The organism is Formicincola oecophyllae, from assembly GCF_006542395.2.
GTDB lineage: Bacteria > Pseudomonadota > Alphaproteobacteria > Acetobacterales > Acetobacteraceae > Formicincola > Formicincola oecophyllae.
In genome coordinates this window covers 1696782-1711877 of the sequence record NZ_CP038231.1, presented here as the reverse complement: position 1 = coordinate 1711877, position 15096 = coordinate 1696782, and the positions used below count along the sequence as shown (strand labels likewise).

Sequence of the window (15096 nt, the reverse complement as noted above, 5' to 3'; positions counted from 1 at the left end):
CTAACTTTAGCTTGGTCAGTCAGCGCTGGAGAGGCTAAAGGTCTCGCCGTCATTCATCTGGGCGGGGCGCTTTGGCGCTGGCGCAGCGTGGCGCTGAATGGTTGTGCGCGCTGCTGCCTGGGCAGGCAAGCTTGGCGTTGCCGGCATAGATTGGGCGAAAGCGGCCTGGCGGAAACTCTGCGGCACTGCTTGGGCGTTGGGCTGGGCAGCAAACAGGGCGGCGGACTGGGCTGATTCAGCTAAAGGGCGTACAGGGGCTGCGGCTGGTTCAGCCTGAACCAGCTTGGGCATGGCGGTGAAGCGCCCACCACCTGTGGCCATGGCGATATCCCCCCCCTGGCCACGCCCCTGCCCGCGCTGCGCTAACAAGGCAGCTGGTGGCGGCAGAACGGGGTTGGTATCGGTGAAGCCGTAGCCATCGGTTGAAAGGCCCCTGTGCTTCACGCTTTGCTGGCCTGAGCAATCCATCAGCCCAGCGCCCAGAAAAGGGATGAACACGATGAAAAACCAGCGCAGAAGGGTCAGATAGGTTTTCACGCTGCGTCCTCCCGCCCTGTTGGCGCTTACCAGAGAGTGGCCCTGCCCCACCCCGTTTCACCTTGTTTCGCAGGGTGCCTGCCTGCGTGCAAGCCCACCAAGGCGGCGCTAGCGGCAAAGCTGGGCTGTGGTGAGGGGCAGGGGCTTTTTTCATCAAGCTTTATCAAGCTTCATCAAGCAGATGGTTCAGGGGGCCGACTGTTGGTGGGCACCTGGTTGCTCCCCCCCCAGACTCTGGCTCTGGCGGCTGGCCAGGCTGGCGGCCACGTTCTTGGCCAGCGCCATGAAGGCCTTGCCAGCAGCACTTCCTGGTTCTGAAACGCTGGGCACACCTTCATCGCCCCCTTCACGGATGGCGGGCAGCAGGGGCACCTCCCCCAGGAAGGGCACGTTCAGGGCCTCTGCCTCCCGTGCGACACCGCCATGGCCAAAAAGGGCCGTCTCCCCCTGGCAGTGCGGACAGGCGAAAAAGGACATGTTCTCCACCAGGCCCAGAACGGGCGTCTTAGTGCGCTCAAACAAGGTCAGGCCACGGCGGGCGTCCATCAGGGCCACCGCCTGGGGGGTGGAGACGACAACGGCCCCGCCCTTGGCCAGCTGAGGGGCGAGGGTTTTTGTCAAGGTGATTTGGGCGTCACCTGTGCCAGGGGGCATATCCACCACAAGCAGGTCCAGCTCCCCCCACACCACATCCTTGATGAGCTGCGTTAGCGCGCCCATCACCATGGGGCCGCGCCATATCATGGCCTGGCGTTCGTCAGCCAAAAGCGCAATGGAGACATAGCGCACCCCCTCAGGCCCTGTCAGGGGGATGAGCTTGCCGCCCTTCACCTCAGGCTTGCCAGCTTTGCCAGCCCCCATCATGCGCGCGATGGAAGGGCCGTGGATGTCAGCGTCCAGCAGGCCAACGCGCAGCCCCAGCTTTGCCAGGCCGCAGGCTAAGTTGACAGCCACGGTGGACTTGCCCACCCCCCCCTTGCCAGAGGCCACAGCCAAAGCGGCGTGGATGCCGCCAGGGACGGCCGCAGGCCCTGGCTCCGCCTGGCCATGGTGGGCTGGCTTGGGCGCGCCTGGGGCGAGGGCTTCGCGCGCGGCACCGCGCTGGGCCATGAAGCTTGCGCGCACAGGCTGGCCAAGGGCCTTTTCAAGCGCTTGCTCCAGCCGTGGCTTAAGGGCGCTCAGCACGGGTGCCGTCTGGGCGTTGGCCATGAACACGGCATGAATCACGCCTGCGCGTTCGCTCAAGGCGCTGAGGGGGGCTTCAAGCGTGTGGCCATCCTGCTTCAGGAGGTTTGCAAGGGTTTGGGAGGCCAAGGCGCGCCGTGGGTCTGCCTGGCTGGCCTGAGGGGGGCTTGGTGGTGTGGTGTGGCTGCAGCCTGGGCCATGCTGGTGGGGGGTGTCAGGGGTCATGCGCGCTTCCTCAGGGTCTCAAATCCTGCCCCTGGCCCCAGCTGGAGCGCCGCATTCCAGCCCTTTGAAAATAGGCGTGGAAGGGGTGCGGCCTGGCTTGGGCAGGGCAAGTGGTGGCTGCATCATAACGCAAAACGCTGACTGCGAAAGAAATAAGACCGGAAAGGTGCTTATTATCCATCCCCTTGCCTGCAGCCGCGCCATCCACCCCGCCACCCTGCCAGCACCATATTGCCGCCCTCCAGGCACTCGTTTCAGGGCGCGCACTGGTTTAAAAGGGAGGCATGGGCGCATCATCTCACCTCACAGCCACTCCTCTCTCCCCCTCCACCAGCCAGAGCACCGCTTGGCCAAGGCAACAAGGGCCTCAACAGCCCACGCCCCAGAAGCTAGGCAGGGCACTGCCACGGTCCCTGCCACAGCGCTTGGCCCGGCTGCTGTGCTGCGCCACCATGCTGGCTGGCCCTGCGCTGCCCCCCTTGGCCTGGGCGGAGGGTGCACCAGCCACCACGCACAGCCAGCCTACCAGCACAGTGCCCGCAGCCACGCTGGACGCCATGGGGCCAGGCCAGGCGGCAGCCACCAAAGGGCTGGCCCTGCCTAGCTTCGCCCCCTTGGTGGACAGGCTTCTGCCAGCAGTGGTCAACATCTCCATCTCAGGTACTGTTCCGGTCAGTGATGGCGAGGATGACAGCCCCCAAGCCCCCCAGGGCCCTGATGAAAGCAGCCCAACAGGCCCGCAGACCCCCCTTCCCCACCGTACCCCTAGCCCAAGCCAGCCCAGCCCAGGCACCCCTGGCCCCAAAAGCGCGCCACCCCCCCATGAGGGCCCCCATGGCGGCAAGCCTGCCCAACCCAACCCGTTGGACAAGTTCCTCCACGACTACACCCAGAAGCACAAACGCCCAGGGCAGAAAAAACCTGAACGCCCCCAGATGCAGATCAAGGCCCTTGGCTCTGGCTTTATCATCGACCCGTCAGGTGTCATCGTCACCAACAACCACGTGATTGAAGACGCCGACCGCATTACCGTTACGTTGTCTGATGGCACGGAAATGCCAGCTCAAATCGTGGGGCGTGACGCCCGCATGGATTTGGCCGTGCTGAAAGTCACACCAACCGCCCCCCTGCCCGCCGTGCCCTTCGGCCGTAGCGACAAGGCGCGCATTGGCGATTGGGTGCTGGCCATCGGCAACCCTTATGGCCTCAGCGGTACGGTGACGGCTGGCATCGTCTCAGCGCGCGGGCGCAACGTGGCCCATGGGCTTGATGATGACTTCATCCAAACAGACGCCGCCATCAACAGGGGCAATTCAGGTGGCCCGCTGTTTAACATTAAAGGCGAGGTCATCGGCATCAACACGTTGATTTTTGGCGGCGCTGGGGGGGATTCCATCGGCCTTGGCTTCGCTATCCCCTCAGACGATGCCATCGGGCTGATTGCGCAAATCCGCCAAACGGGCGCTGTGCACCGTGGCTCCCTCGGCATTGTGTTCCAACCGGTGACGCCCACCATGGCCCACGCGCTGGACTTCACCCAGAAAACCCCCACAGGCCGCACCAAGGCCGGCGAAGGTGGCATTATCGCCAGCCTGGTGCCCAAAGGGGCGGCGGCCAAAGCGGGGCTGAAAATTGGCGATATCATCACAGCCATCAACGGGCACGCCGTCACAGGGCAGACGCTGCCGCGCGTGGTGGCAGCGCACCAGCCTGGCAGCACCCTCCAGCTGTCACTGTGGCGGGAGGGCCAGCTTATGGAGGTGCCCGTCACCCTCCAAGCGGCTGTGGAGAAATCCCCCCCCCCCCCTTCAGACACCCTGCCGCCAAGCCACCCGCGCTGCTCCTTCAGCGCGCTTGGGCTGACGGTCAGCGTCATCGGGCCTGACGAGCGCGAACAATACGGCCTTTCAGACAGCCAGCGCGGCGTCCTGGTGTTGCGCGTCACCAAGGATGGCACGGCGGCGCGGCGCGGCCTGCGGGAGGGGGACGTTATCCTGCAGGTTGGTGGGCAGTCCCTCACCACGCCAGACAGCTTCAAAGCGGCGATTGAGCGCGCCATCAAGCTGGGCCGCCATGAAGTGCTTCTGCTTGTTCAGGACCAGGGCGCCATGGCGTGGCTGCCCATCTCCCTGGAGGCCATGAGCCCCGACAAAACCACCACCCCCAGCCAACCCTGACTAGCCTTTGGACCAGCCTTTAGAAGGACCGACCATGCCAAACCAAACGCCCACCACCCCTGAAGGCGCGCCAAGCCAAGCGCCCTTGAAGGAGGCCCCCACCGCCCAAGAACGGGATGGCGGCGCCCAACCCCCTGTGCTGAGCTACGCGCCAGAGGCAGGCTTCGTGTTTCGCTGCCAGCCCAGCAGCCCAGCCCAGGCGGAGGCCGAACAAGCCGGCCTGACCTGGAACGCTTCCCAAGGCGTGTGGAGCACCCAGGACCCCTTGAAGGCCGTTCAGCTCATCACCTACGCAACGCCGCCTTTGCTAGACGCCATGACGGTGCTTTTCTGGGACGTTCTGCAGGACATAGACGCTGTCAGGCGCGCACGTGGCCTCAAAACCGCCATGCCGGCAGGGGAAGCAGGGGGCGGGCCACAAGGGGCGCCTGCAGGGAGCAATTAGGGGCTAAGAGGGGATAGGCCGTCCAAAGCCTCAACGCGTTTGCCCAGCCAAACCGCCCTCACAGGCTGCGGTCACGCTTGATGCGGTCCCAGGCGGCGTTGATGCGCGCAATGCGCAGGCGTGCTGCTTCCGCCTGAGCGGGGGTGAGGTTTTGCCGCGCTAGGACATCAGGGTGGTGCTGGCGCACAAGCGCACGCCAGCGCAGGCGGATGTCCTCCGTGCTGGCTGAGCGCGCAACTCCCAGGATTTCATAGCATTCAGCAGCGCTACCTGTGGCTTGGGCGCGTGGTTGGCCCTGGGCGCAGCGCCGCCAGGCCGCTTCATTGAGGTGGAATGCCTGCTGGCAATAGCGCAGGAAGCTTTCCTCAGCTGGGTGCAGGGGGGCGTTAGGGGGCAAGTCAACGCGCGCTATGCGGAACATCACGGCAAGCAGTGTTTCAAGCGGTTCGGGGTCGTCCCTGTAAGCTGCGCCAAGTTCCGTGGCGTAACGCATGTAATCATCCGTGCGGTTGCGGGCGTTGTCGAACATCAGCCCCACTTCGCGCTGGCTTTCAGGGGGGAACTGGAAACAACCCTTGAAGGCGTCAATCTCCACCTGCTTGACGGGGCCATCAATGCGGGCAAGCTTGGCGCACAGCATGATCAAGCCGATGGCATAAAGCTGCTCACGCCGGCCCAGAAGGGCAGCCATTTTGGCGGCGCCGAAAAAAGCGGCCCCCGTGGGGTCTGGCGTGCCGCGCGTTGGGAAGTTGTCAGCCCATGTACCGTTGATGGGCTTGAGGATGGTTTTGCGGTCCGTCATGTCCCCCAAAACCAGGCCAAGGGCAGCGCCAAGCGGCCCCCCCATGGCGAAGCCTGCCACACCACCAAACATTTTACCCCAAATGGCCATGATGCTTGCTGCTCCCTTGTTCAATCGTGGTCGTGCTGCAGTGTTCGCTGCAGGCTGTGGAAGGCGGTTGCTGGAAGGCAAGCGTGATTGTGCCCCTCCCCCCCCCACCACGCAAGCGGAACCGGTTAAAGGGCGCAGCCCTATAAAGGCGGGAAGCGGCCCCGCGCAGGCGGCACGCCAAGTGGTGAGAAGCTTCCCGCCACCGGTTCCAAGAGCGGCGCCGTCTAAGGCCGCAGGCCTGTGAAGCGAAGGGGCCTTAGCCCGGAGGGCGTAGAAGCGGGGATCGTCGAAGCGCAGAACGCAGTTCAAGCGCAGAAAGAACCCCGCATGGCCCCTTCAAGACAAGCCGCTGCGACACCGCGCCGCATGAAATGCAAGCGGCAAGAAGCAGCGGCTGAGAGGCGCCAAGACAGCGAACCCGTATAAGGCGAAGCCTGTTGAGGCCTGAAACGTAGTGAGTCTTCGGGCTGAGAGGCGCCAAAACAGCGGAAACCCTATAGGGATTCCACTTCAACGCGCCGGGCCTCAACAGGCTTCGCCTTATGGGCGATTTTTAATGCAGGCACACTCTGTCAACCCTGTTAGGTAAAGGGTCGTGACGTTTGGCCTTCTTTTGGCCGGCATTACAAAGCTACCTCCCCCTCCCTGCCCAGGAAGCCTTATGAACAACCCACCCTGCAAGCTGGCTTTGCTGAAACCCGCTTGGCGCGCTGCAGCCTTGGGTTGCTTGGTGGTTGGGCTGGGCACGGCCCACGCCTACGCCCACGCCATTTCAATGCAGCCAGCCCCTGTTGAGGACACACCCGCTTTCAAGGCCCTGCTGGCCAGCGCCCAAAATGGCAATGACGCAGCGCAACTGAAGCTGGGCCTCCTTTACGCCCTCGGCGCCCAAGAGGGCGCCCAGAGTGGCGGGCAAGACGGAGCCCAGAAAAGCGATCTTCCAAACCTGCCCAGAAACGACGCCCAGGCAGCAGCCTGGTTCCGCAAAGCGGCTGACCAAGGCAACGCCGCAGCGCAGTTCAACTTGGGCGTGCTTTATGCCCAAGGTCACGGCGTGCCCCAAAGCGATCGCCAGGCCGCTGCCTGGTACCGCAAGGCGGCTGACCAAGGTAATGGGGATGCTGAAGACAATCTCGGCATCCTCTGCGCTTTTGGGCGCGGCGTTGCCAAGGACCCTGCCCAGGCCGCTCAATGGTGGCGCAAAGCAGCAGACCAAGGCAATGCAGACGCCCAGTACAACCTTGGCGTTCTTTACGACCAAGGCCACGGTGTGGCCAGGAATTGGCCAGAGGCAGCAGCCTGGTTCCGCAAAGCCGGCACGCCAAAGGGCGCCTGGCCGGGGGATGCCAGGGCGCAGGCCAAGCTTGGCGCGCTTTACGTTCTCGGCCACGGCGTGGCCCAAAGCGACCGCCAGGCTGCAGCTTGGTATCGCAAAGCGGCTAACCAAGGCTTTGCTGACGCGCAGCTGGCGCTGGGCACCTTGTATGAGGATGGCCAAGGCGTGCCTCAAAGTGATGATGAGGCCCGCACATGGTACGCCAAGGCTTGCAGGCAGCACGTCAAGGAGGCCTGCACAGCCCTGGCCAGCTTGTGAGAGATGCTGGCTGAGGCGTCCCTGGCCTCTCCCGACACGTCATCTTTTTGAAGAAACTTGAAATCAAGCGTGCAAAGTGGCAGAATAAGATCTTGCCAGCGTGCGCCAACACGCTAAGGCATGTGCGGTAGAAATGCTGCACAAGAAAGGGCCCAGATATCATTCTGGGCCCTTTCTACACCTCACTGCCAAGGTTCTTTCAGGTGGGCCCTCCAGATTATTGCCCAGGCCTTAAGTAAACAGGGATGGGTGAAAAATTTGAAGGGAGGGTGGAAACAAGCCATGCCAGCCAGCGACCTCCACCACATCACCCCAGAACAACTGGAAAACGCCCGCGCCCTCCTGCAGGCGGTCCATGCCTCCCTCAGCACTACGGCAGGGCCTGTAACCATCAACTTGATCAACCATGATGGCGACCCACACAGTTTGTGGGATTTTTTCAAGGATTTCGGAGCTGTTCTCGCCACCGCCCTTCTGGGGTGGATGACTTATCGTGTTGGCAAACAGCAAAAAAGACATCGCCGCCGAGAGCAAAGACATTGAGAAAATGAAAGTGAACCGGGAATGGGCAGAAAAAAAGCTGCATGCCCTGAGCGATTTTCTTTCTGTGGTCAGCAAGGGCGTGGCCCTCATCAGCGATCTAAAAACAAGAAGAAAATGAATCCTGGGGACTATAGGGCGCTGCGCGAAAAAGCCTCCAATTGTCTCAATGTTCTGGAAATGTTCTTCAATAAAAATGTCAGCGACCTGGCCTACAGATATTATGATAGTTTCATCAATTTGATGAACGAGTCTGATAAATCACTCTACAACCAACAGAAAATAGAAGAGATGGATGGCGTGAGAAAGAAGCTCATTGAAGCGGCTCAAGAAAACCTCCCAGACCTGCCTATGACTTCCACATGACAAGGAACGGCCCTTTCCAAGCCCTGGTCCTGAATGCTTGCCACACACGACAGCGAAGAAGACCTCACCAACGTTCTCTTTCTATCTGGCCATGGTGCCCAGGGGACTTCCCAAGGGCTCTGCCAGGCCCATAGCCGTGGTCGTGGCTTGGGCTATTTGGTTGGGTCTCCTGAGGGAACGTGGTGCCCACCCGCCCCCAACACTTCCCATGCTTGCAGCGACCCTAGTCGTGCACTGACTTGAGGTTCCAGATATAGATCATGGGTTATACTTAATATTTACATGCAATTTGCGTAATGAACATTTTGAACACTGAAGACACGCGTCATCTCACCCATAGTGAACACGCTTATAATTTCCTTTGTACGGCATTATACACCTGCAGATGGGGCCTCGGATTGGTGGAAGCGCGCGCAGCCTTGCTTCTGGCGCGTGCCAAGAACATGGGCAGGCCATGGTTGTTGGACGCTGGCTTTAAAGGCCCTCCCCCCAAACCATCCAAGCTGAGAACCCAACTGGGCCAGAGGGGGCGTTGAGAGAAGCCCCCCCTCGCCAGGCACTCTTACCTTCAACAGCCCAAAGTGCTGATGCGCTGACCCTATACAGGTTGTTCCCTTGGCTCGCCTCCCTCTCCTGGTTGGTGAAAGCTGGCCTTGGCGTTCATGTGGTCAACAGTGTTTGAAGGGGTTTGACTTGGCCGCCCATAACCTGACCCGATTGAACCATAACGCCTGGTTATCTGGATTGGTGGCACGCGGGCCACCTTGCAAAAACCTGGTGTCCATCATCACCGTTGGAGCCTAGGTCTGCTTCTGGATGCCAAGTTGGGCTGCCATGAAACTGGCGCGCACTAAAAACCGCAGTCAATGGGTTTGATTTGTGGGGTGTCTGGTCGTGCCCCTTCTCTACGCTTTGCTGTGCCTCCTCAGACTGCGCCCATTGCCTGGTGAAAGCCAGCGGCCACAATGGCGGCCACAATGTTTGCCCCTCACCGCGTTCCAGAAAACCGCTTTGGGATTTTCGCTGCTGTCGCCTGGGGTCTGGAGCCATTGGTGTCGACACCTCGGCCCCTGAAGGCTCGTGAGGCTCCTGGACCTCCAAGGCCTGCCGACCCCAAACCTTGAAAAACCCTGGGCGGCGCCCATATTGGGAAGTCAGCGGCCAGTCCATTTGGCCAGGGCCGGGGCGCCGTCAGCCAAGCGCGCCCTGGCATTGCCACCCCCAGAAATCTTCAGGGAAACATGCCCATCATGACATCATCCCCCGCCATGCCCACCTTCAAAAACGGTCAGGAAACCACAGGTTACGCTGCCCGCAGCAATGAATCAGCCATGGAGCCCATCACCTTTGAGCGCCGCCCCCTGCGCGACAACGATGTTGCCATGGAAGTGCTTTACTGCGGCGTGTGCCATTCAGACCTGCACCAGGCCCGCAATGATTGGGGCGGCAGCGTCTACCCCGTGGTGCCTGGGCATGAGATCGTGGGCCGCGTAACCGCCACTGGCCCCAAAGCCAGCAAGTACAAGCCAGGCGACCTGGTGGCGGTGGGCTGCATGGTTGATTCCTGCATGGAATGCGACCAGTGCAAAGCGGGCGATGAGCAGTACTGCCGCCATGAGCCGACCCTCACCTACAACTCCCCCGACAGGGTGGATGGCTACAACACCCATGGCGGCTATTCAAAGCACCTAGTGGCGCGTGAGGATTTCGTCCTGCGCTTGCCAAAAGGGCTGGACCCTGCGCGCGCAGCCCCCATTCTGTGCGCTGGCATCACCACCTATTCCCCCTTGCGCCAGTGGGGCGTGAAGAAGGGCAGCCGCGTTGGCGTTATCGGGCTTGGCGGGCTTGGCCACATGGCAGTGAAGCTGGCTGCTGGCATGGGCGCTGACGTCACCCTCATCACCCGGTCAGAGGCCAAAACAAAGGACGCTGCCAAGCTTGGCGCCCACCACGCCCTTATCTCCACAGACCCTAAAGCGATGGCGGCAGCCGCTAACAGTTTCGACCTTATCATCGACACCGTCCCGGTGGAGCATGACCTTAAGCCGTACATGCCTTTGCTGGACATCAACGGCGCTTTGGTAATGGTGGGGCAGATCGGTCCCATGGCCGACTTCAACAGCGTGCCGCTCATCATGGGACGGCGACAGGTGGCTGGCTCCGTCATCGGCGGCATTAAGGAAACGCAGGAACTGCTGGATTTCTGCGCGGAGAAGAACATCCTGCCTGATTGCGAGACCATCCGCATGGATGAAATCAACGAGGCCTTCGCCCGTATGGAACGCGGCGATGTCCATTATCGCTTCGTGATCGATATGGCCAGCCTTGAAGGGCCAGCCTCCGCCAAGCAAAGCTGAAGGCCAGCGCACAAAGCCCCAGCCAACTGCACGCCCCGTCCTTATTGATAATCGTGCTAAGTGGGGCTTCTGGGGCGCCCAGGCACTTTCCAGCCCGCCAAGCAAGGCCGGGCCAGGACAGGCAGGAGCAGGATGTGCCCCAGCCATGAATCGGCCACGGCGCATGAGGGCTGCCGCCCCTGTACCAAAGGGCCAGCACGGCGGCTCTGAACACAGCATGGTGCCTTGAATGAACGGTGTTGGCGCCAACACCGTTGCAGGGCCGTTCCAAGGAGCCCAATCCCAGCCATTTCCCACCACCCAGCCTTCACTCAAGGGCCGTGATGAGGTGCTGGCTGGCTTCAGCGGGGATGCCTTCCCCTCACCAAATGCCTCTCCCCCTGTCATTCCCCTGTCATTGAAGGCGTTTCATGAAGGGGCGCTTGTCTCCTCACTGCCTGATTTGACGCCGCCATGGACATGGCCAGCCACGCTCACACCCTTGGCCGTTACGTCCCCCTCCACCACCATGCTGCCTGTGCAGTGCACGCTTGGGGCGTTCAGCGTCAGGCTTTCCGCTTTCAAGGTGGCGTTCTTGACGTGAATGGCCAGGGGGGACTGCCCGCCCTCCAACGTCAGGGCGTGGCTTTGGGGGTCATAGGTCAGAAGGGTGCCATCGCTGAAGCGCTTGCCCCACACGGCCCCTTGGGCTGGCGGCGGGTATTTGTCCTGCCAGATGGAACCCAGGATGACCCCTTGTGAAACATCGCCGTGCAGGGCCAGCACCACCACCTGCTCCCCCACACTGGGCTGCCACCACACAGCCCCTTGGGCTGCGCGGGGAGTCAGTGTGTAAAGCCAGTCCGTCAGCAAGCTGCCAATGGCCACGCGCGCGCAAAGCCCCTGCACAGCCGCCACAACGCCAAGGCGCGCCATGCTGGCGATTTGGCGGTCATGCTCCCCCAGGACGCGGTGTGTGTGGGCGTCAGCCCCCAGGGGGCCGCTCACGCTAAGCCACCCTGGAGTTGCATTGGGCGCTTCCAAATCTCGCGGATGCCAACCTGTTCAGTGGCGTGGGCTGTGTAAACGTCCTTGATGGGCTGGTCAGCCCCCTCCCACACATCAGTGCCAAAAGCGGCCTCATGGCGCCACGCCAAGCGCCAGGTAACATCATCACCCTCCCCCTCAAGGGCTGGGCCAAAGCCTGTGTCCAAAGCAGGGCCAAGCAGCCCTGGCCCCACGCCAACGCACCCCCAGCGATTCTGGTGGACGAGGGCGGCCAGCGCCGCCACCGCCTGCTGGCATGCCAGGGGCGCGCCGGGAGCAGCGCGGCTGAAGGCGATGTAGGCTGCAAAGTTCAGCGCCACCAAAGCCTGGCCTGTCCCTGGGTCGGTGGGAGTGGGGCCAAACCCCTCCAGCGCTAGGAAGCAGGCTGGCCTGGGCAGGGCGTCCATGGTGGTTTGGCTTGGGTTGAAGGCCACGGTCTTGAACACAGGGCATTGCGCCGTGATGGTGCTGGCCATGGCGCCTTGAAGCGCGGCCAGGTCTGTGCTGGCGAAAAGGTGGGTGGAGGGTGCGTTCGTCATGGTTGTGCCTGTAGGGTTGTGCTTGTGCCATCTGTGCCGTTCTGGGGCTTTGGAGCGTGGCGCCAATAGGTTGGTGCGCCCTGCTCCAAGCGGGGCCTGGGGGCAGTGTGGTGTGGGGGGAGAGGCGCTTTCCATTGGCCTCCGGCCCTGACGGGGTGGCAGCCTTGAACTCTTAAGCCAGGCGACTTTTTGCGTTTACCCTTCGGGCTGCGCTGTCTTGGAATCCCAAGCCGGTGCTTCGCGCTGTTAGGGCTTACGACCCGCACAGGTTCCACATCGGCTTTCACGGGCAGTTGCCCTAGATGGGTTCGCTTCGCGGGGCCGCAGCGGCTTGTCTTGAAGGGGCCATGCGGGGTTCTTTCTGCGCTTGAACTACGTTCTGCGCTGTTCTTGGCGCCTATCAGCGGAAAAGCTTTCTACGTTCCAGCTTCGCTGTTCACTACGACGTTTTCCGCTTTCACAGGCCTGCGGCCTTAGACGGCGCCGCTCTTGGAACCCCTAAACCGGTGCTACACGCTGTTTGGCCTAACGGCCGGCACAGGTTTCACACCGGCATTGACGGGCTTCGCCCTACAGGGGTTCCGCTCCGACACACCCGGCTTTAACAGGCTTCGCCTTATACGGGGTTCGCTGCGCCCTTTAACCGGTTCCGCTGTCTTGGAACCCCTAAGCCGGTGCTTCGCGCTGTTTGGGCTTACGGCTCTCACAAGAGCTGCACCGGCATTTACGGCTAGTTAGCCTAAAGGGGTTCCGCTGCGGCATAAAAGCCATGGTTGGGGAAGAAGTGCCCTTACCCCCCTTGGGAAAAGCTCTGGGTGGTTGAGGGTGCAGGCCGCCCATGGTTTCCTGCCCGCAACAAACATGCCACGCATGACCAGCAACAGCAGGGTGAGGGCCGCATGGGGCTTGAGGGGAAGGATGTTCCAGGTAAGCGCTGCAACCTCAATGGCACCAAGCCACTGCTGGCTTCCAGCGCTGCGTACGGTGCACCCCAACTTGGCTGCAGAATGTGGGAGACGAAGGGTTGGGCAACCAGCCGCATCAAGCGCGCCCTGAGCAAGCCGTCCCACCTAGGCCACCAGGCACTCACTGTGGTCCCGTGGATGGGCACCGCGCTGGCGCTCGCTGCCTTGGCGCTGCCAAGCGTGGCGCAGGCTGGCAACGCCGCCATGCTGAGCGCGCTGAAAGCCCAAGTGCGCGCCATGCAAGAGCACATCGCCCAGATTGAGAAAGCCGACAGAGAGGAGCACGCCCGCATCCGCGCAGAGCTCAAGGCCCAGCGCCAGGCATTTGAGGCAGACCCTTTCCGCATGGCCCAGCAGCCGCAATCGGTGGTTTACCGCAGCCGCGGGGGGCTTGGCGCCTACCCTGGTGCGCTACTTTCCAGCCCTGCGGTTTCAGGGGGGGCTGGGCCTTACGGCGACAGACCCCACCTGGTGGACCCCTTCGCCCGCCAGCCCTTGGCGCCGCGCCCCACACCGCGCACGCCCTATGCTGACATCACCGCCATGCCTTCCTCACACAGTGACCTGTTCGGGCCGCTGCACCGTGGGCAGATCCAGATTGGCGACATCCGTCTGACTTTGGGCGGCTATTTCGAAGGGGCTGGCGTGTGGCGCAGCCGCATGGATGGTTCCGACATGACAACGGCCTTCCAGGCCACGCCATGGGGCAACCAAACAGCCTACCACATGAATGAATGGCGCCAGAGCGCGCGCGGCAGCCGCATCTCCCTCCTGGCGGAAGGCATGATAACGCCCCAAATCGCCGCTGATGGCTACATGGAGCTGGACTTCCAATCATCAGGCACCAGTTCCAACGGGCGCCAGACCAATTCCTACAATCCGCGCATCCGCGTGCTTTACGGGGAGGTGAAGGCGGCCGACAACAACTGGTACTTCCTTGGGGGGCAGGAATGGTCGCTCCTCACCCCATCCGGCCCTGGCCTTCTGGCGCGTGACGCGCAGATCCCCCTCACCATCGACAACGAGTTCCTGCCTGGCTTTACCTGGACGCGCACGCCGCAGTTCCGCGCCGTGAAGTCATTTGGCAAGGACGAGGCCTGGAGCGTTGGCCTCTCCCTGGAGGATCCGGACGCCATCGCCGGCGGCGTGGCGGACCTCAACGGGCGCACCATCACCACAGGCGTGCCTGGCACAAGCACCAACAACTCCATGGCCTCCTACAGCGCAGCGCCTGCGCCTGACACTGTGCTGAAAGTGGCCACCAACACGGCGTGGGGCAATTTCGCCCTTGGCGGCATCATGCGTTGGTTCAAAACGCGCGCCAGCAAGGTGGGCCACGGTAGCAACCACCTGGCGGTGGCTGGCGGTGGGCAGGCAACGGCGGTCATGCCCATCGTCAAGGACAGGCTGATATTCCGCGCCGCCGTCCTGGGGGGCACAGGGCTTGGGCGCTATGGCAGCGCTGGGCTGCCTGATTACACCTTCAGCCAGAACGGCTCCCCCGTGCCCTTGCCTGAGGGCAGCGTGATGGTGGGCGTGTTCGGCCATGCCTTACCGCGCCTGCAGTACTACATTTATGGCGGCGCTGAGGAGGTCCTGGGCCGGCGCGCCTTCAATGCTGGCGGCCAGGCTTACGGCTATGGCAACCGCGCCTACAACATGAGCGGCTGCCATATTGAGCTTTCCAAGAACTGCGCAGCCGCCACCAATGTGCGCCTCTCAGCTGAGGCCACGGGCGGGCTGTGGTACACAGCGCTTGAGGGGGACTATGGTCGCGTCCTGATGGGCGCACAGTACGCCCACACCTACATGGAGGCCTTTAAAGGCCAGGGCGGCAAACCCCATACAGACGACAACATGGTGTTCATGTCTGTCCGCTACATGCCGTTCAACTGAAGGGGAAGAGGTTAAGGGAAAAGCCATTCGCCCAGCGGATGGGCGGCCCCGTTCAAAGCTGGCCTGGGCTTTTACGCCTTCCAGGTTAAACCGATTACGTTCTTGGCGCCTAAAAGCCGCTGCATCCTACCGCTTGCATTTCATGCTGTCTTGAACCCTTCAGGCCCGAAAGCTCACTACGCTCGCCCTTCGGGCTGCGCTGTCTTGGAATCCCAAGCCGCTGTTTCACGCTGTATGGCCTTACGGCCCGCACAGGTTCCACACCGGCTTTAACAGGCTTCGCCTTATATGGAGTTCGCTGCTGTTCTACTTGTCGCAACCGTACCCACAAGCGTAATGAAGTTGGGCGGCC

Annotated in this window: 12 protein-coding genes; 7 read left to right on the top strand and 5 right to left on the bottom strand. The window is 62.2% G+C overall.

Annotated features, from left to right (window positions below):
• Window positions 1-15: 15 nt before the first annotated feature.
• Together E3E12_RS07545 and E3E12_RS07540 are read right to left on the bottom strand one after the other, a co-directional pair.
• Entirely contained in the window at window positions 16-537 is a 522-nt protein-coding gene (locus E3E12_RS07545) for a hypothetical protein (RefSeq protein WP_141443744.1), read from the bottom strand.
• 186 nt (window positions 538-723) lie between these two features.
• A complete protein-coding gene (locus E3E12_RS07540) occupies window positions 724-1947 on the bottom strand; it encodes an Mrp/NBP35 family ATP-binding protein (protein WP_141443743.1) in 1224 nt (407 codons plus the stop codon).
• Window positions 1948-2231: 284 nt separating this feature from the next.
• Between E3E12_RS07540 and E3E12_RS07535 the strand changes: the two genes are divergently transcribed.
• Window positions 2232-4124: a Do family serine endopeptidase gene (locus E3E12_RS07535; RefSeq protein ID WP_240810487.1), complete on the top strand. Its 1893-nt coding sequence runs from the start codon at window positions 2232-2234 to the stop codon at window positions 4122-4124.
• A 34-nt stretch (window positions 4125-4158) separates the two neighbouring features.
• On the top strand, window positions 4159-4569 hold the full coding sequence (locus E3E12_RS07530) for a hypothetical protein (protein WP_141443742.1): 411 nt from the start codon (window positions 4159-4161) through the stop codon (window positions 4567-4569).
• Between the two features lie 58 nt (window positions 4570-4627).
• Here E3E12_RS07530 and E3E12_RS07525 read toward each other — a convergent pair whose 3' ends face one another.
• A complete protein-coding gene (locus E3E12_RS07525) occupies window positions 4628-5461 on the bottom strand; it encodes a TerB family tellurite resistance protein (protein ID WP_141443741.1) in 834 nt (277 codons plus the stop codon).
• Window positions 5462-6122: 661 nt separating this feature from the next.
• Here E3E12_RS07525 and E3E12_RS07520 point away from each other — a divergent pair.
• The 4 genes from E3E12_RS07520 (at window position 6123) to E3E12_RS07505 (ending at window position 10318) form a co-directional block, all read left to right on the top strand.
• On the top strand, window positions 6123-7055 hold the full coding sequence (locus tag E3E12_RS07520) for a tetratricopeptide repeat protein (RefSeq protein WP_141443740.1): 933 nt from the start codon (window positions 6123-6125) through the stop codon (window positions 7053-7055).
• A gap of 282 nt (window positions 7056-7337) precedes the next feature.
• Window positions 7338-7598 (top strand): hypothetical protein, encoded by a 261-nt coding sequence (locus tag E3E12_RS07515; protein WP_141443739.1) that lies wholly within the window; start codon window positions 7338-7340, stop codon window positions 7596-7598.
• Between the two features lie 21 nt (window positions 7599-7619).
• A complete protein-coding gene (locus E3E12_RS07510) occupies window positions 7620-7961 on the top strand; it encodes a hypothetical protein (RefSeq protein WP_141443738.1) in 342 nt (113 codons plus the stop codon).
• Between the two features lie 1250 nt (window positions 7962-9211).
• Window positions 9212-10318, top strand: a complete 1107-nt coding sequence (locus E3E12_RS07505) for an NAD(P)-dependent alcohol dehydrogenase (protein ID WP_240810486.1) — start codon at window positions 9212-9214, stop codon at window positions 10316-10318.
• 408 nt (window positions 10319-10726) lie between these two features.
• Here the strand turns inward: E3E12_RS07505 and E3E12_RS07500 are convergent, their stop codons facing one another.
• On the bottom strand, window positions 10727-11305 hold the full coding sequence (locus E3E12_RS07500) for a phage baseplate assembly protein V (RefSeq protein WP_141443737.1): 579 nt from the start codon (window positions 11303-11305) through the stop codon (window positions 10727-10729).
• Entirely contained in the window at window positions 11302-11883 is a 582-nt protein-coding gene (locus tag E3E12_RS07495) for a hypothetical protein (protein WP_141443736.1), read from the bottom strand. Before E3E12_RS07495 ends, E3E12_RS07500 begins: the two co-directional genes overlap by 4 nt.
• A 1007-nt stretch (window positions 11884-12890) precedes the next feature.
• Between E3E12_RS07495 and E3E12_RS07490 the strand changes: the two genes are divergently transcribed.
• Window positions 12891-14744 (top strand): hypothetical protein, encoded by a 1854-nt coding sequence (locus tag E3E12_RS07490; protein ID WP_141443735.1) that lies wholly within the window; start codon window positions 12891-12893, stop codon window positions 14742-14744.
• Window positions 14745-15096 lie beyond the last annotated feature (352 nt).